The sequence below is a fragment of the Microbacterium sp. Z6_144 genome, from assembly GCF_057197625.1.
This window is the reverse complement of the sequence record NZ_JBXVPT010000001.1, coordinates 483,197-506,671: the sequence shown is the minus strand read 5'-3', so window position 1 is coordinate 506,671 and position 23,475 is coordinate 483,197. Positions and strand designations below refer to the sequence as shown.

Sequence of the window (23,475 nt, the reverse complement as noted above, 5' to 3'; positions counted from 1 at the left end):
GCGCGGGCTGACCTGGCTTCTGCTCGAACTTCCGGCGACACCTCTCCGGCGAGCGTGAGATAGCTCGCCAGGGTCACCGGATCCCCGGTCGTATCGGTCATGGCGTTGCCCGTCCCCCACGCCCGGCTCCGACCGGCAGCGCTTCCGCGTGCGGCGACCCCGCCCGGTCGGCAGGCGCCGACGACCGGCGCTGCCGCGCGACGGCCAGCCGCGACCGACCGAACTCGATCGCCACGACAGCGACCAGCAGCCCGCCCGTCACCAGCTGGGCCACGCTCGGCTGCAGGCCCTGGTCCCCCGCCCCGCTCGCGATCAGGGAGATGATCGCCACGCCCAGCGCGATGTTCAGCACCGTGCCCCGGCCGCCGGTCAGAGCCACGCCTCCGACCAGCACGGCGGTCGGCGCCGCCAGAAGCAGGGTCGTGAAGTTCGTCGGTGACGCGACGCCGGAGCTGAGCGCGATGAGCGTACCGGCCAGCGCGGCGAACGCGCCCGAAAGCGTGAAGGCCGTCACGATCGACATGCCGGTGCGCACTCCGGCCGCTCGGGCCTCGTTCCGCGCACCGCCGGTGGCGTACATCTCGTGGCCGAGGCGCGTGTAGGTCATGAAGAGCCCCACCAGGACGAACAGCACGACGGCCAGGAGGCTCGCCGTCGAGAACAGCCAGAACCTCTGGAGCAGCGGTTCGCCGAGGGAGAGATCGTTCGCGCTGATGGGGGCCTCCCCCGTCAGCGCCAGCGCAACGCCCTTGAGCATGATGAGGCTGGCGATGGTCACGGCGAGGGAGCTGATTCCGAAGCGTGTGATGAGAACGCCCTGGAACAGCCCGTAAACAGCTCCGAAGGCGACGGCGATCAGGGCGGCGGGCACGAGCCCCAGGTCGGCGAACATGATCGCGATGACTCCTGCCAGCGCCGCCATCGACCCGACCGACAGGTCCAGTTCCCCCACGATCATCGTCAGGCCGATGCCGAGGGCCACGATCCCCAGCAGGGCGAAGGATTGCAGGACGGGATAGACGGCGGAGGTGCCGCGGAAGGTCGTGCTGGAGGCGATGAAGTACCCCCACATCCCGGCGAGGAGGACGACCTGCGGGGCATACCTGAGGCCCCGGATCCGGCGCGCGCGCCGCGGCGCATTCGGCGAAGTCATCGTCCCGACCTCCGAGCGACGATCTGCATGACGACCACGACGACGAGGACGATGGCTCCCACGACGGCTTGCTGGACGCCGTTGCTCGCGTCGTTCAACAGCAGGATGTTCGTCGCTTGCGAGACGAGCAGGGCGCCGACGGCGGAGCGGAGGGGCGAGCCCACACCGCCCTGGATGGCGTTGCCCCCGATGAGGACGGCCGCGATGGAGTTCACCGTGAGGTTGGGCAGCGTTCCGACGCCTGCGACGCCGAGCTGGGCTCCCCACAGGATCCCCGCGAACGCCACTCCCAGCGAGAAGATCACGAAGACCACGAGGGCGACCCGGACACTGGAGATCCCGCTGAGAAGCGCCGTCTCGCGGTTCGCTCCGAAGAGGATGAGCTGCCGCCCCAGGACGGTCTTGCGCATGAAGACCACGACCAGCACCGTGACGACGAGGAACACGTACACCGGGATCTGCAGGCCGAGGAACGCGGTGTTGCCCCATGACGGCCCCAGGTTTCCGAGGGAGACGTTCGTGCCGCCGGTGATGGTGGCGAGTACGCCTAGGATGACCGTCGCTGTGGCCAGCGTCGTCAGGATCGGGTTCAGCCCGCCCGAGACCACCAGGCCCTGGGCGATGCCGATCGCGCTGAGCAGGACGATCGTGATGAGGCAGGCGAGCAGGATGCTCCATCCGGAGCTGACCATCTCGATGAAGACCACCGCGGCCAGCGCCCCCGACGCCGACCCGGCGATGGAGACGAAGTGGCCGGAGAGGATCATCGGGGTCATCGCGACGGCGACGATGCCCGTGATGGAGGCGCTCAGGAGGATGGCGGCGACGTTCTCGCCGGTGGCGAATCCCGGCGTCGTGAACATCCCGGCCAGGAACAGCGCGAGGACGGCGATGAGGAGATTCACCTCCGGGGAGAAGATCCTCCGCACGGCTGACCCGCGGTCGGGGACGCCACCCGGAGGAGCCGCCACCACTGGAGCCGCCACCGGTGTGCTGGTCATGCGGCGACCTCCTCCTTCTGCATGACGGCCTTGACCAGCCGCTCCTCGGTGAGGTCTTCGGTCCGGTGGATCCCGGTGAGCTCGCCCTTGTAGAAGGCGGCCACGCGATCGCAGATGCCGAGGACCTCGGAGGTATCGGAGGAGGCCACGATGACGGCCATGCCCGCGTCGCACAGCGACGTCAGCCGCTGATAGATCTCCGCTCGCGCCCCCACATCCACCCCCCGCGTCGGCTCTTCGACGATGAGGACCGCCGGTTCCACTCCCAGCCATTTGCCGAGGGCGACCTTCTGCTGGTTGCCGCCGCTGAGGTTCCTGACCAGGGCGTCCACACGGCTCCCGTCGATGGCGAACGCGGCGGCATCCGCCCGCACGCGCCGTGCTTCCTTGCCCCGGGACAGCCATCCGCCGCGCGCGATGGCCCGGAGCCACGGGGAAGACATGTTGTAGCGGACGCTCACGTCGGCGAAGATGCCGTCGCGCTTGCGATCGGCGGAGCAGTACGCCACCCCGGCCTTGATGCCGGCGTGGCGCCGGCCGAGCGCAAGGTCACGACCGCGGATCCGCACGGCGCCCGCGGTGGCCGGCACGACGCCCGCCAACCCGCGCGCGATGTCGGCCGCACCGCTTCCGATCTGGCCGGCCAGGCCCAGGATCTCTCCGGCGCGGACCTCGAAGGACACCGGGGTCCGCAGGGTCGGAACGAGCAGGTCGGTCACCTCGACGCTGACGTCGCCGAAGGTCCCGGATCGCTTCGGATACATGGAGCTGAGCTTGCGCCCCAGCATCATCTCGACGATGTGGTCGGTGGTGAGGTCCTTGAGCGGGCGCGGTGGGCTGGCCCGGCCGTTGCGCACGACCGTCACCCGGTCGGCGATCTCGAAGACCTCCGGCAGGCGATGGGTCACGTAGATGACGCTCTGCCCGTTGTCCGCCAGGCGGCGCACCACATCCAGGACCCGGCGGATCTCGGCGTCGGACAACGCTGCCGTCGGCTCGTCGAAGATGACGATCCGGGCGTTGTCGGCGAGGACGCGGGCGAGCTCGACCAGCTGCATCTCGGCGACCGTGAGCTGCTCCACCAGGGTGGCCGGATCGACGTGGGACAGCCCCACCTCCCGCAGAAGCGGCAGGGCCTGCTGCCGCAGGCGGTGCGGCGTCCACACCGCTGGTGCGCCAGGGCGGCCCAGCGCGAGGTTCTCCGCCACGCTCCGGCAGCCGACCAGGCTGAACTCCTGCTGCACGACGGCGATACCGGCCAGGCGGGCGCGCGTGCCAGTAGACAGGTCGGCGTCGACACCGTCGATCTCGATCACGCCCGCGTCGGGACGGACGAGACCGGTGAGCGTCTTCACCAGGGTGCTCTTTCCCGCACCGTTCTCGCCGAGGAGGGCCATGACCTCGCCCGCACGGAGCTCGAAATCGACATCGGTCAGCGCTCGCACGGCGCCGTACTGCTTCGACAGGCCGCGTACGGCAAGACGAAGGGGCGGGGATGATGCGGGGGGGCGGGTCTCGATCGGTTCTGGCTCAGACATCACTGTGCTTTCTTGCCGAGGGTGTGGGGCCGGCTCTCTGCCGCCGGTGCGAGGCCGGTCAGGCCGGCCGAGTCGCGCCCGGCCGGCCTGACCGCTATTACATGGGGCAGAGCTCTTCGACGGACTTGCCCCAGATCTTCACGCTGTCCAGCTCGTCGACACCGGAGACGGCCACCACCGGCGGACTCGTGATCTGGGACGGCGCCTCCTCCAGGTCCACGGGCGGGGGGCCTTCCGGGCTCACCGGTGCGATCGTGCTGCCCGGGGTGCTCTTCCCCGCCGCGATCACCTGGAGGATCGTCTGCACCCAGATGTGCCCGCTGGCGTCATGGGAGAGGACCGCCTGCGCGGCGACCTTGCCCGTGCGCTGATCCTCGACTCCGTATCCGCTCGTCGAGCAGTCGCCGGAGACGATGGTGACGTCCTTGCCGGGTTCGATCCCGGCCTGCTCGAAGGCCTTGATGACGCCGGCCGTCTGGTCACCGTTGTTGGAGAGCACGAAGTCGATGCCCTCGTTCTTGATCTGAGGCAGGACCTGGGTGACCATCTCGTAGGTGCCCTGCGTGGCGTTGTCCTCCACACGGAGTTCGCGGATGATGTTGAACGGCTGGTCCTCGAACTGCGCATAGGCGGCGGCTTGCCGCCGCTCGTACTCGGGGTAGTTGGGCATCGCCCCCACGACCAACAGGTTGCCCTCCGGGCTGTGCAGCTGCTTCCCGGACGCCTTGACGTCTTCGCGCACCTTCACCAGCGCCTGGCCCATCACCTCTCCGATCGCCTCGGGGTTCAGCCCGGCGAACGCCGAGATGAACTCGAAGTCCTCCTTCTCCGGCTCGATCTGCACTTGCACGACGGGAGCGACGGCGGTGAGGCTCTTGACCGAGGCGGAGACCACCTTCGGGTTGAGGGCCATCACCATGAAGCCGTCCGGCTTCTGTCCGCTGTCGATGAACTGCTGGATCTGCTGCACCTGGGCCGACTGGTCAAGGCCCGACAAGACGTACTTGACGTCCACGCCCAGCTTCTCGGCCTCGTCGTCGACGCCGGCGTACATCAGGTCCAGGCACGGACAGATCGCCCGGTCCAGCCCGAAGAAGACGATCTGCTTGGCACCGGACTCGGCGCTCCCCTCGGAGCCCCCGGCGCCTGCGCCGCTCGCGCATCCGGCCACCAGGACGCAGATCGCCGCGCCGGAGATCAGCGCTTTGCCCCCGCGGCCGATCCGTAGGCCGGAACCCCGCGCCGCGACTCTCAGCGACCGCCAGCCCTGCGCCAACCGCTTCGGCCACCTGAGTGTGCTGCTCGTCGTCGACATGGATCACTCCTTCGTGATGTGGACATCGCTGCCCGCTTGCCTCTAGGACACCGTCAGGTTGAATATCACTCTCGCGGCTGCATTTTGTCAATGGGTTTGGATACGATACGTCAAACCAGTCCGGTCGCGGCTCGGCTTAGTCCGGTCGGCGCCTTTCATATATTGACGCCGAATCTTGCGGCAGTTCCCATATTTGTATATTCTAAACGCACCATCGCGCTCTCATCCGGTCGGCCGATGCAGCAGACGTCCGCACGCGCGCCGCAGCGACTCGCCCAAGTAAGGGCGGTCCGGCGCCCGCATCGCAGGCGCCACACCCTTGCTCGCCACCACCCAGCTGGAGGTCCCGATGTTCGAACCCTTCCCCGGGAGATACGTGTGGAACTTGTCCGTCGGACTCGCTCTGGCCGTGGGCGGCCAGATCGGTGAAGTCGATCGGGCATGCCGCGAGCTTCAGGGCCGCATCGGTGCGAACGACGACAGCGCCGCATTGGCGTTCTTCGAGGAGTGGTGCCGCCTCGGTGATCGCCTCGTCGAACTGGCGAAGGACGACGAGGCCGCCGGCAATCTCCGCAGCGCGGGCCTGAAATACGGACGGGCCTCGGTGTACTACCAGACGGCGGAGCGGATGCAGGCGCGCACGTACGCTCCGCGAAAGGCCGCCTACGCCAACGCCCTCGACACGTTCGGGCGCTTCCTCGAGCTATCGGGCGAGCCCGGCGAACGGGTGCGGGTGCCCTTCGGCGACACGGATCTCGGCGGCATCCTCGTCGTGCCCGATCGGCCGGGGCCTGTGCCGTGCGTCCTCTTCTTCAACGGTCTGGACAGCACGAAAGAGCAGATCTACGGCACCGGCACGGCACAGGAACTGGCTCGCCGCGGGATCGCGACACTGATCGTGGACACACCGGGTTCCGGCGAGGCGCTGCGCCTGGCCGATCTGCGCGCCATCCCCGAGACGGAGATCTGGGCGAGCGCCTGCATCGACTACCTCGAGACCCGCGAGGAGATCGACAGCGAGAGCATCGGCATGGTCGCGTGGTCGCTGGGCGGCTACTACGGCCCGCGGGCGACGGCATTCGAGCCGCGGATCCGATTCGGCGTGGCCTGGGGATCGAACTACGACTGGGGTGAGGTCCAGCTTCAGCGCATGCGCGATGAGGGAGACCGCCCCGTCCCGCACTACTGGGACCACGTCCAGTGGGTGTGGGGAAGCGACAGCCTCGAGGAGTTCCTCGAACTGGCTCCGAAGGTCACCCTCCGGGGAGTAGCGGACCGGATCACCGTCCCCTTCCTCGTCGTGCACGGCGAGCACGACCGGCAGATCCCCCTGCGCTACGCGTACGCCCTCTACGACGATCTCGTGAACTCCCCCGCCCCGCAGTTGAAGATCTTCACCGACCGCGAGGGCGGCGTCGAGCACTGCAGCGTCGACAACATCCCGGTGGTCCGCGACTACATCTGCGACTGGATCGACCGCACCGTGCGGGAGCTCCCGGCCTCGGACGCCCACTCCCGGTCGCGCGCGTTTCCCGAAGCCATCGTCTGAGGCCGGGGTCGTCCGACCGGGCGTCAGGCGAAGTCGCCCAGCTGACGCTCGATCGGAACACCGCCCGACACGGTGACGTCCCCGGTGTGCGCGGTGGTCACCGTCTCGATGAGGACGATATGGACCTCTTCGTCGGCGACGGGGTTGTGCCGGACGCCGCGCGGCACCACGTAGAACTTGCCAGGCCCGAGGTGGACGTCCTCGCTCCCCTCGAGCCCCACCGCCCGGGGGTCCAGTGCGCTACGACGTGGTCGATCTTCGCGGCGATGTCTGTCGCAACAGGTTCGTCCACATATCCAGTGTCGTCGATCACACGCCGGCGGTGCTCACTGCAGCTGCTGCCTCAGCACGGCGGCGTCGTGGATGGCGGACATGTGCCGGAACCTGCCGTCGCGAAGGGTGTAGATCGCGTACTCGACGATCTCGAACCGCCGGTGATGGGGCGCCACCCCCAGCCACTCCTTCGTGGGCGTGCCGGAATTGAGCAGGCGCGCGCCGAGACGATCGCCGTCGACGACGAGCTCCTGCACTTCCCAGTGGAAATCGGGCACCGCATCGGTGATCGAGCGCAGGTTGGCGATGAGGGCGTCGCGCGACGCCGGCTCCCCCTGCTGCGACACGTCCTCGTGAGCGAACTCCTCCATACGGTCGAACTCGTGGGCGTTGAGCGCCTCGATGTAGCGCGCGTAGAACGCCCGTAGGTCTCTGTCGGACATCCGCGGCACCTTCCCGTCGACCCGTGGGTCATCACGCCTGCTCAAGCGGATGCTCGGCGAGCGGATGCACGTCGATGTCCATCCACGGCCACATGGGCAGAGAGCTCAGCACGTCGTGGAGGGCCGTGGCATCCGCGATCGAGTACAGGCTCCAGTTCTCCCGCCTGCCCGGCACCCGCCAGGCGCGCAGGAGAGTGCCGGCTTCGCGGAGCTCGAGTCCTCGAGCCAGTTCTCCTCGGCGCAACTCCCCCTCCACGTCCGCGGGCATGTCCGGCGGCAACTGGATGCGGATGTTCACCAGGAACTCCACGGCGATCACCCTGCCAGGAAATCGGCGATCGGCTGCATCTGGCCGACCAGCATGTGCCTGCCCTCATGGACGGCCAGCCCGCGAGCTGCCGCCGCCGCCAGGAACGGCGTGAGCTCGGCGGAGACGATGACCTCGGCCGCGACGGCGCCCGCAGCGAACCGATCCACGTCGAAGGAGACCTCCGCGCCGGGGGTCATCCCCACAGAGGTCGCATTGACGACCAGGTCGGCGTCGGCCGCACCGGTTCCGCCGACGGTGACGTCCGCGAACCCCAGCCGGTCGGAGAGCCGCTCGGCCAAGGCGTCCGCCTTGGCGAGCGTGCGGTTCTCGATGTCGAGCGAGGCGATCCCCGCGCCGACGAGGGCAGCGGCCACGGCGCTCGCCGCGCCGCCGGCACCCATCAGGCGCACCGAGCGGCCGGCCGGATCAATCCCCTGCGCGCGCAACCCGGCCACGAAGCCGGCGCCGTCGAAGGTGTCGCCCACCAGCCGCCCGTCCTCCGTGCGGCGGATCGCGTTGATCGCTCCGCTGATGACGGCGTCCGGGCCCAGCTCGTCGCACAGTTCCGCCGCATCCTGCTTGTGCGGCACCGTCACGACAGCACCGGCCGTGCTCGGGGTGGCACGCATCACGTCCAGAAAGGAGCGCAGGTGCGCGGCCGGCACATGTGCGGGCACCGTGACCAGGTCGGCACCGCGTTCGCGCCAGATCGCGTTCTGCGCTTGCGGCGTCCGCAGCTGGAACACCGGATCGGCGATCACGAACACGGTCCGGGTCATCCCGGTGATCTCCATCGGGTCGAGCGTCATCTCAGGTCCTCTCCGTGGCCGCGTGCACCGCGGCCCGTCTCATGATCGCCGCCGCCGCCGGGAACACCGGCGCGGCCGGCGCCGAGGGGCCATGACCACTCGGCACCGGCCGCGGGATGCCGCACGGGACGGCTGAGGCGCTGGTTTCGGTCAGCTGATGCCGCGGATGGCGAACGGGCTCGTCTCCAGGTCGCCCTCCGGGTTGATCGCGCCGGCACGACCGCCGGGGAACAGCTCGTTGATCGAGTCGGGAACGGACCGGTTGCGGAACGCGTCCAGCGAGCCCTGCTTCGCTAGCCAGCCGACCGGCTCCCAGTCGGGCATGTAGTTGCGGTAGCCACCGGAGAAGAGCTCGATCCGGAAGCCCGAGGGCTCGCGGACGTAGAGGAACGTGTTCTCGCCCATGCCGTGCTTGCCCGGTCCGTATTCCACCGGGAAGCCCGCCTCGATGAGGACGTCGGCGGCACGATAGACGTCCATCTCCTGGTCGAGCCAGTAGGCGACGTGGTGGACCGCGCCCGAGACGCCGGTGGTGTTGTGCAGGATGCCGAGGTTGTGGGCCTGCTCCGTGGTGGACACCATGCCGAAGAACGGCGTCTCCGGAGACTCGTCGAGCGCGGTGTACTCCATGTAGCGGAAGTTCAGCTTGTCGCGGAACCACGAGACGTCACGGAGCACATCGTCGGTGCCGAAGGTGACGTGGTCGATCGAGCGAGCCGCCACTCCGAGCGGAGAGAACTTCTGGCGACGGTTGGGGTAGGTGGAGCGGAGGTTCTCGGGAACCTCCACGGACTTCAGATCCCAGAAGATCTCGTGCCCGTGTCCACCCGGCGACCGGAACTGGTACGCGCGACCGCGCCCCAGGTTCTCCCCGGTCCACTCGCCCTCGCCGCCGTCGGCGGTGAGCACCTCGACGGCGTGCTCGAGATCCTCGGCGCTGTCGGCACGCCACCCGATGCGCACCGCCTGCGCCTCGGCACCCTCGGTCAGCTGCAGGCTGTAGGGAAGGAAGTCACCCCAGGCGCGGAGGAAGATCCCCGCGTCGTTATGGGCGACCTCGGTCATTCCCAGCACGTTGACGTAGAAGTCCCGCGACTGCTGGAGCTGCGGCGTTGCCAACTCCACATATGCCAGCTGGGAAACCGTGCGGTTTGACATGGTGTTCTCCGTTCGATTGGTAAGGCGACTCGACTGCCCGACGGCGGATCTCCGTTGATGGGTGAGCGGCTCGGATACGACACATCGCTGCATCCAGACGAATCGCGTACGACTTGTATATTATAGGCCCTTTAATCCGCTATCCCAAGCAAATATGCAGTCTCAGTACATGACGAGTCCGGAAGAGACGTTCATGTCCTCACCCGTCACAGACGCGGAATCGTCCGAAGCCAGGAAGACAGCGGCATTGCCGACGTCCTCCGCCGGCGTGAACTGGCCGAGGGGAGACAGGCGGAGGAACTCCGCGTGGACCTCCTCGTACGTGATTCCTCGCGTCTCCGCCTGGCCTCGCAGCATCGCATCCATGCGCGGTCCGTCCGACCCGCTCGGGGAGATGAGGTTGGCGCGCAGACCGTAGGGACCGATCTCCCACGCGAGCGTGCGCACCAATCCCACCAGCCCGAGCTTTCCCGTGGTGTACGCGGTGCGACCGTGCAGCGGGCGCTTTCCCGACGGCGAGCCGATGATGATGATGTTTCCGCTGCGCCGCTCGATCATCGAAGGCAGAAAGGCCCGACAGGTAAGGAAGACCCCGCGGACATTGACGTCGAAGGTCTCGTCCCACTCGGCGGGGTCGATCTTCCACAGCTCCTTCATCGGGCCGGTAACACCGCTGTTGTTGACGAGGACGTCGACGTGGCCGAATCGATCGAGGGTCTGCCGGGCGAGATCGTCGATCTCGTCCTCGGAGCGAAGGTCGGTCGGCACGACGAACGCTTCCCCGCCCGCCGCTTCGATCTCCGCCTGGACGGCCTCCAGGTTCGCGCGAGTTCGCGCCGCGAGGACGCAGCGCGCGCCCTCGCGAGCGAGAGCCAGCGCGATGCCGCGGCCGATGCCCTGACCACCTCCAGTGATGACAGCGACTTTGTCCTTCAAACGCATGGAACCCTCGATTCAGACGTGGGGGAACGGGCAGGTCATCCGTGAGACAGGTCCGGCGAGGGCAGTCGCCCCATCCACGGGTGGAAGAGGCCGGCCGGATCGTACCGGTGACGGATCTCATCCAGGCGCGCCAGGTTCTCGTCCGAGACGAAGCGAGCCGGTCGACGACCGAGGTTCTCGTCAGCCAGCTGGATTCCGGTGGACAGGTGGGCCATCGCGCCGATCCGCTCCTCGGCCCACGTCGCATAGCGGTCGTCGTCCGCGGGATCGTCCCAGACCCCGTAGGCGGCGATGTATGTCTCGTCCTCGACGCTGAACGCCATGGAGGGACGCTCCGGCCAGTCCCCTCCCCAGTGGTTCCACATCATGGCGGAGGGGTAGGGCGGTAGCGTCCGGGCGATCTCCTTCATCCCCGGCAGCAGGTCGGCGGCGCGCGCGTGGGTCCACATGTTGTCGACCGCGTAGCGCGACCCGGCGGGATAGAACCCGCCGACGCCGGCGTACAGGTCGCCCAAAGAGGCTTCGGTGGCTGTCACGACCTCCAGCGCCCGCTCCCGCAGAGGACACTCGGCGACGAAGGCCAGCGCTGCGGCAGCCTCCTCCGCGGTGTCGACCAAGGCAGGAGCTGTGAGCGTGATCTCGGGCTCGCCGTTCTCCGCGCGGTGGATGAAGAGGGAGAGCTCGACCTCGCGGGCGAGCGTCGGGGCGACCTGCTGCACCCACGGGAACAGCTCGTCCGCGACGTCGAAGGGGAATCGCATCAGGCTGCTCGCGATGTAGCCGGGCGCCTTGTAGAGGCGGACATGGAACGCGACCACGACGCCGAAGAAGCCGGGCCCGGCCCCGCGGGCCGCCCAGAACAGGTCAGGATGCTGGTGCTCGTCGGCGTGTACGAGCTCGCCATCGGCGGTGACGACGTCGATCGCCTGAACGCTCATGCATGCCGGACCGTGGACGCGGCCGTTCCAGCCGAAGCCGCCCTGCAGAAGGTAGCCGCCGACGCCCACGTCGAGATCGTGGCCCCCCGGGAAGAAGAGCCCGTAGGGCTGGAGTGCGCCGGCGAGCCCCTTGAACCCGGGTCCGACCACGGCGGTCAGGGCCTCGGAATCCACCTCCAGCTGGTTCAGCCGTGAAACGTCGAGCAGCATGCCGCCGTCCCGCAGGTGATTGCCCGCCCAGCTGTGCCCGCCGGACTTCACACCGATACGCATCCCACGTTCGACGGCGCGGCGCACGGCAGCCACGACATCGCCGGCACTCTCGGCGAGCACGATCTCGTCCGGGTAGCGCGCCGGAGTGCGCCCATTCCAGACGGCGTTCCGTCTGGCCTCCTCGTAGGCGGCGTCTCCTTGAGCGAGCAACACTGGTTCCGTCTTTGCCATGTCCGTCATTGGGCACTCCAAGATTCTGGATATTTTGCAGGTAAAATATGCGTTATCGAGGAAGTATAGACCCTGAAAGCCTCGGGAGCCTCAGGCCGACATTTCGACGAGACGCTGGTGCTGAGGCGGGAGGCTTTCTCGAAGATCGCGTGCGAACCGCTCCCTCTCTGTCGCGCCGCCGATCGTGCCCATCATGCGAGCCAACCGCATCCCCGCCTGGATGTGGTGGCGGGCGAGTTCGCGCGCGACTGCTTCACCGTCCCCCGCCTTTGCCGCGTCCAGGATGGCGCGGTGCTCGGTGAAGCGTTCCTCCCAGAAGCGCGGTAGCCCGGTCGCAAACGCCCATCGGTAACGGCGCACGCCGTCAATCAGGTCGGCGATGGCTCCGAGGAAGACCGGTCCTGCCGGCGCCACCAGCCCCAGGTGGAACGCGACGTGGGGGCGTTCCAGTCTCTCGAAGTCGGCATTGCCGATGTAGTGCGACATTTCGGCCATCAGGCCTTCCAGCCGCGCGAGGTCGTCCATATCCAGGCGCGGAACGGCAACCCTCACGGCAGCCGATTCGAGCGCTATGCGGGCGATCTGTATCTCCCCGAAAGCGCTCATCGAGAGCTCGGGCACTTTCAAGCGACCGTTCGGCAGCACCTGAAGAAGCCCTTCGGCCTGCACCATGCGCACAGCCTCGCGAAAGGGCGTGCGGCGGACACCGAGCAGGTCCATGACGGCGTCCTGCGAATGCAGGGTTCCTTCACGCAGGCGACCCTTGAGGACCGCCTCCCGGAGGCGGTCCCGAACCTCCGGAACCCCGACGGCACCCTGTCCCTTGACGACCGTCACCGCGGTCTCCGCTCCCTTGCCGAGGTGTTGATTCGCACCACAGACGCTCTTATATCGATTGCCACACGCCGCCCCCCGCGAGGGTCAGAGAATGGCGACCGGTCCGGGAGGAGCACCGGCGGACCCCGTGAAGGCGAGGGGCGGCGCAGAGAAGAAGACCTCGTATCGCCCCTCCTCCGCGCAGGCCTGGGACAGCCCCTCGAAGTCGAACATCTCCCCGAGCGCGAGCCCCATGTAGACCAGTGCAGGGATATGGAAGGGCTGGAACGCCCCAGGGAGTTCGTTGGGCCGGACTTCGACGCCCCAGGTGTCGCTAGCGATCGCCGCGATCCCGTGCGAGGCGAGCCACGGCACGGTGTAGTAGCTGAGGCCCGGCGCGTCGCCACCGGCATACGCACCCCACCCCTCGGCGCGGGCGCGCTTGAGCTTGCCCGTCCGCAGCAGGAGGATGTCGCCCTCCCGTATCTCGACCTTTCCGAACTCCGCCGCCGCGTCCAACTGGTCGGCGTCGATGGCGTGCCCATCCTCGAGCCACTCGACTCCGAGTGTGGCGGGCAGGTCGAGGAGCACCGCACGGCCGACCAGAGTCTCGCGCCAGAGTTCGGCCCCGCTGAACTGGGCTCCCGCGGCAGTGACCGTCGAAGCCGGGCGCCCGTTGTACATGCGCCCGTCATGGAAGATGTGCGAGAGCACATCCCAGTGTGTCGCGGACTGCAACGGCATCACGATGACGTCGTCAGCGAACCCGAAGCCATGTGGCAGCGGCTCCCCCGCCAGGCGTTGCAGTCCTTCGGCATGATCGGTGCCCGTCGCCGTGGAGTATCGCAGGCAGTTGGTCCGTCCCAGCACCCCGGTCTGCGGTCCGTTCTGGTCGAACGGCAAGCCCAGCCCGACGACACGCCCTGCACGCACGGCATGAGCGGCGCCTCGCACGATCGATGGGGTGATGAGGTTGACCGCTCCGAGCTCGTCGTCGACCCCCCAACGGCCCCAGTTCGAGTACTTCGCGATGTACTCCTCGATGGCCTCCGTGGTGACCAGCGGCGTACCAGCACTCATGCGGACACTGCCCTTTCGTAGTCCTCGACGTGCGGATAGATGAGGATCTTGGCGTCCTGCCCCTTGAGGGCTCGCTCCATCGCCCCGAGTCCGTCGTCCAGGGGAAAGCGCGCCGTGACCATGCTGGTCAGGTCGAGCTTCCCCGCGGCGTGCAGCGCGATGACGGCGGGGAACCCACCCCCGAGGTGCCCCAGTGTGAAGTGCATGGATGCTGCCCGGAACATCAGCTTGATCGTGTCCACTTCGACCGGTGCCATGTTCGCCCCGACGGAGACGATCTTGCCGCCCACCGCGATGATCGGAACGATCTGCGGAATCACGAGTCGACCTACGCCCGTCGCGTCCACCGCCATGTCGACACCGGCACCGCGAGTCACCTGGAGCAGCCACTCCTCCGTCCGCCCGGTAGTCGGATCGAAAGTCTCCGTGGCGCCGAGCGCGGAGGCGATCTCCCGCTTGGAAGGGACAGGGTCGATGGAGAGCACGCGGCCCGCTCCCAGCGCGTTCGCCAGTGCGACCGCGGCCAGACCGATCGGACCGGCGCCGAAGACCGCGACGGTGTCGCCGGGGCGGAAGCCCCCGGCGCGGTTGACCATCCCGTTGTATGCGACGCTCGCCGGTTCGACGAGGGCGCCGATGTCGGCCGCCTTGCGCTCGCCGAATCGCTCCGCCACATCCGTCAACGGCCAGCAGTGCCGTTCGTGCGCGACGGACATCGTGGCCGTGCCTCCGTCGAGCGTGAAGCCGCGGTCCCACAGGTTTTCGCAGGCGGCCTTCAGGCCCCGCAGGCACGCGCGGCAGGTTCCGCACTCCACCTGGGCCTCCACGGCGACGAGATCGCCGGGCTTGACGCGGGTCACTTGGCTTCCGACCTCGACCACAACGCCGGAGTTCTCGTGTCCGAGGGCCACAGGAACGCGGAAGGGCGCCGGAAGGTCCATGTACCCGTCCCCGTCAGAGATCACCATATGAAGGTCGCTTCCACAGATGCCGCTGGCGACATTGCGGATCAGGACGTCATGGTCACCCGCGAGTACGGCGTCCGGGCGCTCGGCAACCGCCAGGGTCGGGTTATGAAGAACCTGGTTCGCCAGTCGCACGCGACCGGTTCGTTCCTCCGCAGCGGTGACCCGGTAGCCCTCCTTGGGCGTCCAGTCCGCCGATACCACAAGACCTCTCATGCGCCATTGCCCTCTCATGTGCCTGAATATCCTGAACACCTTATCGGGTTCAATACACGCGAAAGTATACAACTGGCTCAATTGGCGAACAATAGCGAGACGCATGTCCACCTGGTCCCAGCCAGGGAGAACGGCGCCCCGGCTAGACGGCACGGGGCGTCACAGAGGGTGGCCCTCCGCCTACCCGAGCTTCAGGACGTCCGACCGGACGCTCGGAGCAAGGCTGGCCATAACGGCCGCCTCGAATTTCTCCCGGCCGGCTGCGCCGTCGGAAGCCTGCGTCAGGTCAGCGAGCAACAACCCCGCCCTCAGGTAGTGCCGAACGAGCTGCGCGACGGCAGCTTCGACGTCCCCGGCGATCGCGGCATCCAGAATCGCCCGATGCTCCGCGGTCCGATTCACCCAGTCGTCGCGCAACTCCACCGCGTGAGCCCACCGATAGCGCCGCACGCGGTCGCTGAGTTCGCCGATCTTCGAGACGATCGTCGAACCAGCGTCGACGATGAGCCCGTGATGGAACTCCAGGTGCGGAGTCTCCACCCGATCGAAGTGATCCGAACTCAAGTAGTGCGACATCTGGGCCATGTATCCCTCGAGATGCGCAAGATCCTCAGGCCTGAGCTTCGGGATCGACAACCGGAGGGCCGCTGACTCGAGGGCGATTCGGGCGACCTGCACCTGTGTGAAATCGTCCATCGAGAGCTCGGGTATGCGGAGCCTCCCGTTCGGAAGCATCTCGATGAGCTGTTCGACCTGAACCATGCGCAGGGCTTCGCGGAACGGCGTCCGGCCCACGTCGAGGAGTTTTCGCACCTCGTCCTGCGCGTACACCGCGCCCGGCCGCAGCTCGGTGCGCAGCACCGCCTGCCGGAGTTGATTCCGCGCCTCCGTGACACCCACCGCCCGATCATCGGATTCGACAGCCATAGGCACGGTCACCTCCCGCTCTCTGCACCGGTCCAAGCAAACATACGACCAGTATGCCAGCGCAGGCGAGGAATATCAGGGAGGCTTCTGTCGACGGCACCAGTCCGGGTGCACGTACGATGTCGCCCATGACGACGATGCTCATCACCGGAGCCAACCGGGGACTCGGCCGCGAAGCCGCCCGACGCCTGATCGACCTCGGACACGATGTGTGGGTGACCGCCCGCGATTCGGAGCGCGGCCGCGAGGCGGCCGATGCGATCGGCGCCCGCTTCGTGCGCCTTGACGTCACAGACGACGAGAGTGTGAACGCAGCGGTCCAGACGGTGCGCCAGGCAGGCACCGGGCTCGATGTCCTCGTCAACAACGCCGGCATCTTCGGGCGATCGGTCGCCGTCGAGGACACGACGGGCGATGACGTCGAGGAGGTGATGCGCACGAATGTTGCGGGCATGGTCCGCGTCACCAACGCGTTCCTTCCCCTCCTGCGCGACAGCGCGGCGCCTGTCATCGTCAATGTCGCGAGTGGCCAGGGATCGATTGTTCTGACCAGCGACCCCACCCGCGACGAGAACGCGAGCAACAATGTGACGTACGCGCCGAGCAAATCGGCGGTTGTCATGCTCACGACGCAATATGCGCGCGCGCTCCCCGGGGTACGGGTCAATGTCATCGACCCGGGCTACACAGCCACCGATCTCAACGATCACAGCGGCCCGCAGACCGTCAGAGAGGGCACCGACGCGATCGTCGCCATGGCCACCATCGGTTCGGACGGGCCGACGGGAACATTCACCGACCGCCACGGGATCGTGCCCTGGTAGAGCGCGCAGGCTCCCTTGAGAACCCACGGGTGCACACGCCGCTGTAGAAGATATACTTCGGCTGTCACGGCATACTTTGGCCGGTGATCACGAGCGAAGGAGCACGCGATGCAAGGCAAGGTGATCGCCGTTACCGGCGCCGCGTCCGGGCTGGGGGAAGCGTGCGCGCACCTTCTCACCGCCCGCGGAGCCACCGTGATCGGCATCGATCGCCACTCGGGTGCGGCCCCGCGCGGCGGCAGCTGGGCGACCTTGGATCTCACCGATGTCGACGCCATCGCCCCCACTCTTCACGATGCTGTCTCCGTTCACGGCCGCCTCGACGGTCTGGTCAACGCCGCCGGCATCATGGACACCCAACGTTTCGACCGGATCACCCCCGACGCTTTCGATCGGGTGTTCGCCGTCAACATCCGCGCTGCGTTCTTCCTCCTCCAGGCCGCGGCCGCGCAGATGGCTCGGTCCGGCGGCGGAAGCGCCGTGCTGTTCTCGTCCACGGCGGGCCGCGCGGGACGCCCTCTCGCCGCCCACTACGCAGCCTCGAAAGCGGCGATCGTCTCACTCGTGAGGTCGACGTCGGTGGCGCTCGCGGAATCGGGAATCCGGGTGAACTGCGTCTCGCCGGGGCTCGTGGAGACCCCCATGCTTCAGGGTATCCGCGTCGCCCGCACGGCCCAGGGGGCCGAGTCGCCCGATGCCGTCCGGCAGGAGTGGGAGAGCCGGATCCCGCTCGGGCGCCTGGGCTCCCCCGCCGAGGTCGCCGAGGTCGTCGCCTTCCTGGTCTCGGACGCCGCCACCTATGTCACCGGGGAAGACCTCGGGATCCACGGCGGACTTCAGGGGTCCTGAGCGCGATAACGCGGGCACGGGTACGACAACGACAACGACAACGAAAGGGAGGGACCGGCGATGCGCGGACTCATTCTGACGGCCCAATGGAAGCCCAGGGCAGGCTACGAGGTCACCGCCGCTGAGGAGAGCTCCCGCCGGGCGCGCCACGGCAATCAGGTGTGGTTCAACCCGCGGATGGCGGTGGGGGAACGGCCCGATGCGGCCATCAGGGATGAGCACGACGTCCTCATTCGCAACCGGGTGTGCGGGATCTGCGGGTCGGATGTGCACATGTACGTCCCGGACGCGGACGGGTATCTCAATCATCCGGCGCAGTCGCGCGTACCCATTGCGATCGGGCACGAATATTCTGGCGAGGTCATCGCCGTCGGCAGCGCCGTCACGCGCGTCGCACCGGGCGACCTCGTGGCCGTCGAGGCACAGGTGAACTGCGGACGCTGCCGGCCGTGCCTGCGCGGCATCCCCAGCAGTTGCGACAACATCGAGGACCGCGGCATCACCCTCGACGGGGGAACAGCGACCATGTCCGTCGCCGAGGAACGCTACTGCTGGCCGTTGACCGCCGTCGCGGAGCGGTACGGGGAAGCATTCGCATTGGATGTCGGCGCACTGACCGAGCCCGGTGCGGTCGTTTACAACGGCATGGTCGCGCGCGCTGGCGGCTTCCTCCCCGGAGACACCGTCGCCGTGTTCGGCTGCGGACCCATCGGGCTTGCGGCGGTCGGACTGGCGGGCGCGCTGGGCGCGGGGAAAGTTCTCGCCCTCGAGCCGGAAAAGGTCAAACGCGACATCGCCACCCGGCTGGGAGCCTCGGCGACGTTCGACCCCACCTCCGGCGACGCCGCGTCCTGGCTGATGGATCAGACGGGCGGGGTCGGCGTCGACATGGTCGTGGATGCCAGCGGCGCCGGGTCACGCGTCATGCCGGCGATCTTCGCCTCCATCGCCGTCGGCGCCAAGATCGTCGTCCTCGGCGTCAACAACGGGCCGTTTCCGATGGACACCAATCCCCTGATGTTCCGCTCCGCGTCGATGCACGGCGCCGTGGCTCACCTCGGCGGCGGTTACCCCGCGGTGATCGCCCTGCACGCCGCCGGACGACTGGACTTGACGCCGATGATCACCGGGCGGTTCGCCCTCGAGGACGCGATCGCGGCCATGGACCGCGCCGCGACCGGACGCGACGCCAAGCTGTTCATCCATCCGCAGGGGCTGCCCGCGTAGCGGACCTCAGATGTGGAAGCCGCCGGCGATGTCCAGGACGCTGCCGCTGATATAGCCGATGCCGGGGCTGACGAGGAAGCACACGGTCGAGGTGACCTCGTCCAGCTCGGCGATGCGCCGGATGGCGTGGTAATCCATCATCGTCGATGGCACGTTGTGTGCGGCATCCGCGGCCATGTCGGTGGGCATGACGCCCGGCTGCACGACGTTCACGGTGATGTTCCGCGGGCCGAGGTCACGCGCGACGCCCTTGGCGTACCCGGCGATGGCGGCCTTACTGCCGGCGTAATCGGCGACCCCCGTGAAGGCCACACGGCTGGCGATGGCCGAACCGATGAAGACGATCCGGCCACCGTCGGCGATCACGCGGGAGGCGGCGCGCGTGACGGCCACGACTCCGAGCACATTGGTGTGCCAGAGGTGGTCCAGGTCCTTCCCCCGCAGCTGCGGGTCGTCCACCTTCTGCCCCTGGACGGTGATGGCGGCGTTGTTGATGAGGATGTCGAGCCGCCCGAAGTGGGAGATCACCGCGTCCACCAGCGGCCCCGCGGCGGTCAGGTCGGCCTGGTCGCTCTGGATGGCGATCGCTCGGCGGCCGAGCGCTTCGACGAGCCGCACGACATCGCCGGCTTTCTCGGCCGACGCCACGTAGCTGATGGCCACGTCGGCTCCGCGCTCGGCGAGCGCGACGGCCGTGGCCGCTCCCAACCCGCGGGCGCCTCCGGTCACGAGGGCGACCTTTCCGTTCAGTTCATCGGTCATGAGATTCCTTTGCTTGGTTGCTTGGTTGCTTGGTTGCTTGGTTGCTTATTGGTTGGTGCGCCGCCGGACCAGGCGGCAGCGATCCGAGGGAGGAGAAGTACGTCAGGGGGCCAGTTGGGTGAGCAGCGTCTCCGCATCGTGCATCGACGAAAGGTGGAGGAATCTCCCGTCTCGGATCGTGTACACGGCGAACTCCACGATCTCGAACGACCTGCCTGTGGGCTCCGCCCCGAGCCAGGTCTTGGACGGGGTGCCGGTATTGATCAGGCGCGCGGCGAGGCGTTCACCGTCCACGGCGATTTCCTGCGTGACCCAGTGCATGTCGGGAACGGCGTCGAGGATGCTGTTGAGCTGCTCCACGACTGCCTCTCGCGTGCTCGGCTCACCGTGAAGGGTGATGCGCTCGTGCACGAATTCGTCCATGCGATGCGCCTCGTGCGCATTGAGGACTGTGATGTAGCGGTGATAGAAGTTCCGAAGGTCGTCGGCGACCATGATGTCCTTTCCGGGGGCCACGGCGCCCGCCGGCTCAATGGGGAGCTACGAGAGCGTCAGTTTCGAACCGGGTTACGCGGGGGTCGGCGTTGCGGGCTGTGGCCGAAAACACGGCCGGCGACCGTGGCGTTGAAGGCGGCGATCGGTTCCACGAGCTCCGTGTACGGCTCGTCCTCGGGGCTTTTCAGCCCCCACCCCCGGCTGTAGTTCTCCGAATAAGAGCACCAGTGCCACCCGACGAGCCAGGGCTCGTCGACCACGGCCTCGAATGCGGCGATGTAGTCATCGGCCCGGGCGCGCTGGTCGGCGAGTCCGCTCGCGCGCTGAGGATTGTGCGCCGTGGCGCACCAGTTGCCGATGTCGGCGATGAGCACGGGCTTCCCGCTGCGTTCATGCCATCGGGCCAGGTCGTCTCGCATCCGCCTACGCCCTGCGCGGTCGGCATCCGGGAAGTACTGCACCGACAGGACGTCCACGTAGGGCGCCATGGCATCCAGCACGACATCGGGGATACCCACGTTGCCGTTGTACCGGTCTCCGAGAATCAGATGGTGCGGGTCGTACGCACGGATGGCGTCGTGGATGCTCTGGTAGTACCGCTTCGCGACCGCGGCCAGTGCGACCTCATCGCCCGGCTGCTGCCCGGGGAAGTACGCGCCGGTGGCATGCGTGCGCCACGATGGGATGTCGACGAAGAAGTAGCCCACCAGCAGCGGGTCATCGGCGTGGTCGGCCACGAGCGATCTGCCGATGTAGTCGCACCATTGCTCCCATTCCTTCGAGAAGACGTCCGGGAAGGCCGGGTGCAGGTTCCACTCCTCGAACGCGGCGACCGGCAGGGCGATGCAGTACGGCATGCCCGCGGTGGCGAAGTCGGCCCGTGCCCACTGCGGTGAGTGCCGGGCGTCATATGGTGCGTCGTAATCGTTGACCTTCACCTCTCCCAACGCGACGCATTCCGTCGTCCACCCGATCGTGTTGAACCCCCAGCTCGTCAGGTCGGAAACGACGCCTCGCGTGATCCACGACGCGCGCGACCCATACCGCTCCCGCCAGATGTCGAAATTGCTGAGGTACTTGAGGTTCGACTCATCCGCATGGTTGACCGCCAGGCTGAAGAACGGTTCACCCGCCAGGTCGGTGAATGCCCATCGCCCGTCGGTGTCGGCCAGCTGGAAGTACCGCGTCGTATCCGTGTGCTCGGGTGCCATCACGGTCACAGATTCGTGTTCCCGAGCGTCTCCTGCAGCTCGCGCGGCGCCGGACGCAACGGATCCCGTCCGTCCCAACCGTCGGCGGCGACGGCCAGTGACGACCAGAACTCGTTGAACATGGGGAAGGGACGGTGCACCTCGATCGTGTGCCCGAGGAGGGGCGCATCGAACAGCAGGGAGTCGTGCGGTCCGTTGGACGCTTCGAACAGCAACTCCAGCCCCATGTCTTCGAGACGGGCCCGCTCTGCGGCGAGGTCATCCGTGACGTAGGCGACGTGATTGATGCCGGTGGTTCGCTGGTACGCAGCACCGAGCGCGTCGGCCGGCTCGAGTCGATGCACCTCCTGCAGCTCGACGGAGACCCCACCCCACTGGCCGAAAGCCGCCGAGTGGTCCCAGATGATCGGCCCGCGCGCGTTGCGGAGCAGGGCGATGCGGATGTTGGGCATCAGGAAGAACGGACCGGCCCCTGCGGCGGCCGTGAGGAACTCCACCGTCTCCTCGATGCTCGCCACCGCGTATCCGATGTGGTGGACGGGCCGACCGAGGATGGCTCCGACCTGAGCTCTGTCGACGTCGATGGAGGAAGTCACGGCGGTGCTCCGTTTCACGGTTGATGCGGGCAGGACAGAGCCGACCGTCATGGCGGTCACAGGCTCTCGGGTAGCGCGGGGACGGGCTGGAGCGCGCCGGGCTGGCCGACGTCTCCGCCGTTGATGGCCTCCATGAGGACGCTTTCGGACAGGCGGTCACCGGCGATCTCACCGACCACGCGGCCGCCGAGGAAGACGAGCACGCGATCGCAGACCGCGGCCATCTCTTCGAGGTCGCTCGAGGTGTAGAGGACCACCTTGTCGCTGGCGGCCATCTGCGCGATGACCGCGTGCATCTCTTCCTTGGCCCCTACGTCCACGCCGCGCGATGGGTCGTCGAGCAGGATGACGGACGGATCGGCCTCCAGCCACTTGGCGAAGACGATCTTCTGCTGGTTGCCGCCCGACAGCGAGCCCGCCGCCTGCTCAGGCGTGGCCATCGCGATCTGGAGGGTCTGACGCCAATGCTCGGCCCTGCGTCGCATCGCCCCGCGCCCGAGGACGATCCCCATGCGCTTGAGCGGACCGCCGCGCACCGTGCTGATGTTCTCGGCGATCGACACGTCGAGCATGAGGCCGAGACGCTTTCGATCGGCCGGGATGTAGGCGATCCCGGCCTTCACGGCGCGGTTCATCGTCCGCGGCCAGGGACCACCGCCCGGAAGGGTGATGCGGCCCTGGCTGGGGCGTTGCAGTGCGAAGACGACATCGAGCACGCTCCGCGCACCGGATCCTTCCAGACCCGCCAGACCGACCACCTCACCGGGGCTGGCGACGAGATCGATCGGCTCGAGCATGCCCGTAACGGCGATGCCCTCGAGGATGAGGGGTCCCGCCGACGCCGACGCGCCGCTGAAAGCGGCGGAGCTTTGAGACTGCCTCTCCTGGACGGCCGTCTCGCCGAGCATCGCCTGCACGGCTTGTGAGATCGTCATCTCCTCCCGCGGCCGGCGCGGCACGACGACTTCTCCCGACCGCAGGATGGTGATGCGGTCGGCGACGGCGAAGACATCCTCGAGGAAGTGCGAGACGTACACGACGGCGACGCCCCGGTCCCGCAGATTGCGGACGACGCCGAGAAGCCGCTCCGTGTCGGCGGCCTGCAGGGCGGAGGTGGGTTCGTCGAGGATGAGAATCTTCGGGTCTTCCAACAGCGCACGCGCAATCTCGACGAGCTGCTGCTCCCCGAGGCGGAGAGTCCCGAGCGGGCGACTCACGTCCAGGTCCAGCCCGATCGCCTCGAGCACCGGGGCGGCCAGGCGGCGCATGGCCCCGCGGTCGATGGAGATGCCACCGGCGAGCGGTTCGCGGCCGAGGAAGAGGTTCTGCAGCACGTCGAGGTGCGGGAAGAGCGTCAGCTCCTGCGACACGATCGCCACGCCGCGGCGAGCAGCATCCCGGGTGTTCGAGAAGCTCACCGGCTCGCCGTCCAGTTCCAGCGTGCCCTCGTCGGGGTAGGCCGCTCCCACGAGGACTTTGATGAGGGTGGACTTTCCCGCTCCGTTGGCACCGAGCAGGGCGTGCACCTCGCCGGGGGCGATATCGAAATCGACGCCAGCGAGGGCCTTCACTCCACCGTAGGTCTTGTGTAGATCTCTGACCGTGTACATGAGGTCCTCGCTGACGTCGCTTCG

At 67.8% G+C, this 23,475-nt stretch carries 24 protein-coding genes; 4 read left to right on the top strand and 20 right to left on the bottom strand.

Annotation, left to right across the window (positions count from 1 at the left end):
* Window positions 1-97: 97 nt before the first annotated feature.
* From AC2DGY_RS02440 to AC2DGY_RS02425, 4 genes are all read right to left on the bottom strand, one after another.
* Complete coding sequence (locus AC2DGY_RS02440) at window positions 98-1,153, bottom strand: ABC transporter permease (RefSeq protein WP_484508111.1); 1,056 nt, start codon at window positions 1,151-1,153, stop codon at window positions 98-100.
* Entirely contained in the window at window positions 1,150-2,154 is a 1,005-nt protein-coding gene (locus AC2DGY_RS02435) for an ABC transporter permease (RefSeq protein WP_484508110.1), read from the bottom strand. The genes AC2DGY_RS02440 and AC2DGY_RS02435 overlap by 4 nt, the downstream gene beginning before the upstream one ends.
* Window positions 2,151-3,692, bottom strand: a complete 1,542-nt coding sequence (locus AC2DGY_RS02430; RefSeq protein ID WP_484508109.1) for a sugar ABC transporter ATP-binding protein — start codon at window positions 3,690-3,692, stop codon at window positions 2,151-2,153. Before AC2DGY_RS02430 ends, AC2DGY_RS02435 begins: the two co-directional genes overlap by 4 nt.
* Window positions 3,693-3,789: 97 nt before the next feature.
* Entirely contained in the window at window positions 3,790-5,007 is a 1,218-nt protein-coding gene (locus AC2DGY_RS02425) for a sugar ABC transporter substrate-binding protein (RefSeq protein WP_484508108.1), read from the bottom strand.
* 319 nt (window positions 5,008-5,326) lie between these two features.
* On the opposite strand from AC2DGY_RS02425, the gene AC2DGY_RS02420 reads away from it, so the two are divergent.
* Window positions 5,327-6,556, top strand: a complete 1,230-nt coding sequence (locus AC2DGY_RS02420) for an alpha/beta hydrolase family protein (protein ID WP_484508107.1) — start codon at window positions 5,327-5,329, stop codon at window positions 6,554-6,556.
* A 23-nt stretch (window positions 6,557-6,579) separates the two neighbouring features.
* Here the strand turns inward: AC2DGY_RS02420 and AC2DGY_RS02415 are convergent, their stop codons facing one another.
* The 11 genes from AC2DGY_RS02415 to AC2DGY_RS02365 form a co-directional block, all read right to left on the bottom strand.
* Entirely contained in the window at window positions 6,580-6,777 is a 198-nt protein-coding gene (locus AC2DGY_RS02415) for a cupin domain-containing protein (protein ID WP_484508106.1), read from the bottom strand.
* A gap of 105 nt (window positions 6,778-6,882) precedes the next feature.
* Window positions 6,883-7,272 carry an ester cyclase gene (locus AC2DGY_RS02410; RefSeq protein WP_484508105.1) on the bottom strand — a complete coding sequence of 130 codons (390 nt, stop codon included), beginning with the start codon at window positions 7,270-7,272 and terminating at the stop codon, window positions 6,883-6,885.
* Between the two features lie 31 nt (window positions 7,273-7,303).
* Entirely contained in the window at window positions 7,304-7,591 is a 288-nt protein-coding gene (locus tag AC2DGY_RS02405) for a muconolactone Delta-isomerase (protein WP_484508104.1), read from the bottom strand.
* Complete coding sequence (locus AC2DGY_RS02400; protein ID WP_484508103.1) at window positions 7,588-8,391, bottom strand: shikimate dehydrogenase family protein; 804 nt, start codon at window positions 8,389-8,391, stop codon at window positions 7,588-7,590. Before AC2DGY_RS02400 ends, AC2DGY_RS02405 begins: the two co-directional genes overlap by 4 nt.
* Before the next feature lie 150 nt (window positions 8,392-8,541).
* Window positions 8,542-9,549, bottom strand: a complete 1,008-nt coding sequence (locus tag AC2DGY_RS02395; RefSeq protein WP_484508102.1) for a VOC family protein — start codon at window positions 9,547-9,549, stop codon at window positions 8,542-8,544.
* A 162-nt stretch (window positions 9,550-9,711) separates the two neighbouring features.
* The gene (locus AC2DGY_RS02390) at window positions 9,712-10,491 is read right to left on the bottom strand and encodes an SDR family NAD(P)-dependent oxidoreductase (RefSeq protein ID WP_484508101.1); all 780 of its coding nucleotides are present in this window, start codon (window positions 10,489-10,491) and stop codon (window positions 9,712-9,714) included.
* Between the two features lie 35 nt (window positions 10,492-10,526).
* Entirely contained in the window at window positions 10,527-11,873 is a 1,347-nt protein-coding gene (locus AC2DGY_RS02385; protein ID WP_484508100.1) for an FAD-binding oxidoreductase, read from the bottom strand.
* A gap of 90 nt (window positions 11,874-11,963) precedes the next feature.
* On the bottom strand, window positions 11,964-12,710 hold the full coding sequence (locus AC2DGY_RS02380) for a GntR family transcriptional regulator (protein WP_484508099.1): 747 nt from the start codon (window positions 12,708-12,710) through the stop codon (window positions 11,964-11,966).
* Between the two features lie 84 nt (window positions 12,711-12,794).
* On the bottom strand, window positions 12,795-13,769 hold the full coding sequence (locus AC2DGY_RS02375; protein WP_484508098.1) for a cyclase family protein: 975 nt from the start codon (window positions 13,767-13,769) through the stop codon (window positions 12,795-12,797).
* Entirely contained in the window at window positions 13,766-14,950 is a 1,185-nt protein-coding gene (gene iolM / locus AC2DGY_RS02370; RefSeq protein ID WP_484508097.1) for a scyllo-inosose 3-dehydrogenase, read from the bottom strand. The genes AC2DGY_RS02375 and iolM (AC2DGY_RS02370) overlap by 4 nt, the downstream gene beginning before the upstream one ends.
* Before the next feature lie 180 nt (window positions 14,951-15,130).
* The gene (locus AC2DGY_RS02365) at window positions 15,131-15,877 is read right to left on the bottom strand and encodes a GntR family transcriptional regulator (RefSeq protein ID WP_484508096.1); all 747 of its coding nucleotides are present in this window, start codon (window positions 15,875-15,877) and stop codon (window positions 15,131-15,133) included.
* Window positions 15,878-16,005: 128 nt separating this feature from the next.
* On the opposite strand from AC2DGY_RS02365, the gene AC2DGY_RS02360 reads away from it, so the two are divergent.
* The 3 genes from AC2DGY_RS02360 (at window position 16,006) to iolM (AC2DGY_RS02350) (ending at window position 18,777) form a co-directional block, all read left to right on the top strand.
* Window positions 16,006-16,701, top strand: a complete 696-nt coding sequence (locus AC2DGY_RS02360; RefSeq protein WP_484508095.1) for an SDR family NAD(P)-dependent oxidoreductase — start codon at window positions 16,006-16,008, stop codon at window positions 16,699-16,701.
* Between the two features lie 108 nt (window positions 16,702-16,809).
* Entirely contained in the window at window positions 16,810-17,550 is a 741-nt protein-coding gene (locus AC2DGY_RS02355; RefSeq protein ID WP_484508094.1) for an SDR family NAD(P)-dependent oxidoreductase, read from the top strand.
* Between the two features lie 60 nt (window positions 17,551-17,610).
* Window positions 17,611-18,777, top strand: a complete 1,167-nt coding sequence (iolM, locus tag AC2DGY_RS02350) for a scyllo-inosose 3-dehydrogenase (protein ID WP_484508093.1) — start codon at window positions 17,611-17,613, stop codon at window positions 18,775-18,777.
* 6 nt (window positions 18,778-18,783) lie between these two features.
* Here the strand turns inward: iolM (AC2DGY_RS02350) and AC2DGY_RS02345 are convergent, their stop codons facing one another.
* The 5 genes from AC2DGY_RS02345 to AC2DGY_RS02325 form a co-directional block, all read right to left on the bottom strand.
* Window positions 18,784-19,539: an SDR family NAD(P)-dependent oxidoreductase gene (locus tag AC2DGY_RS02345; RefSeq protein ID WP_484508092.1), complete on the bottom strand. Its 756-nt coding sequence runs from the start codon at window positions 19,537-19,539 to the stop codon at window positions 18,784-18,786.
* 102 nt (window positions 19,540-19,641) lie between these two features.
* Window positions 19,642-20,055 carry an ester cyclase gene (locus AC2DGY_RS02340; protein ID WP_484508091.1) on the bottom strand — a complete coding sequence of 138 codons (414 nt, stop codon included), beginning with the start codon at window positions 20,053-20,055 and terminating at the stop codon, window positions 19,642-19,644.
* Window positions 20,056-20,090: 35 nt separating this feature from the next.
* The gene (locus AC2DGY_RS02335; RefSeq protein WP_484508090.1) at window positions 20,091-21,245 is read right to left on the bottom strand and encodes an agarase; all 1,155 of its coding nucleotides are present in this window, start codon (window positions 21,243-21,245) and stop codon (window positions 20,091-20,093) included.
* 5 nt (window positions 21,246-21,250) lie between these two features.
* Window positions 21,251-21,841, bottom strand: a complete 591-nt coding sequence (locus tag AC2DGY_RS02330; RefSeq protein WP_484508089.1) for a VOC family protein — start codon at window positions 21,839-21,841, stop codon at window positions 21,251-21,253.
* A gap of 56 nt (window positions 21,842-21,897) precedes the next feature.
* Window positions 21,898-23,451 (bottom strand): sugar ABC transporter ATP-binding protein, encoded by a 1,554-nt coding sequence (locus tag AC2DGY_RS02325; RefSeq protein ID WP_484508088.1) that lies wholly within the window; start codon window positions 23,449-23,451, stop codon window positions 21,898-21,900.
* Between the last annotated feature and the right edge of the window lie 24 nt (window positions 23,452-23,475).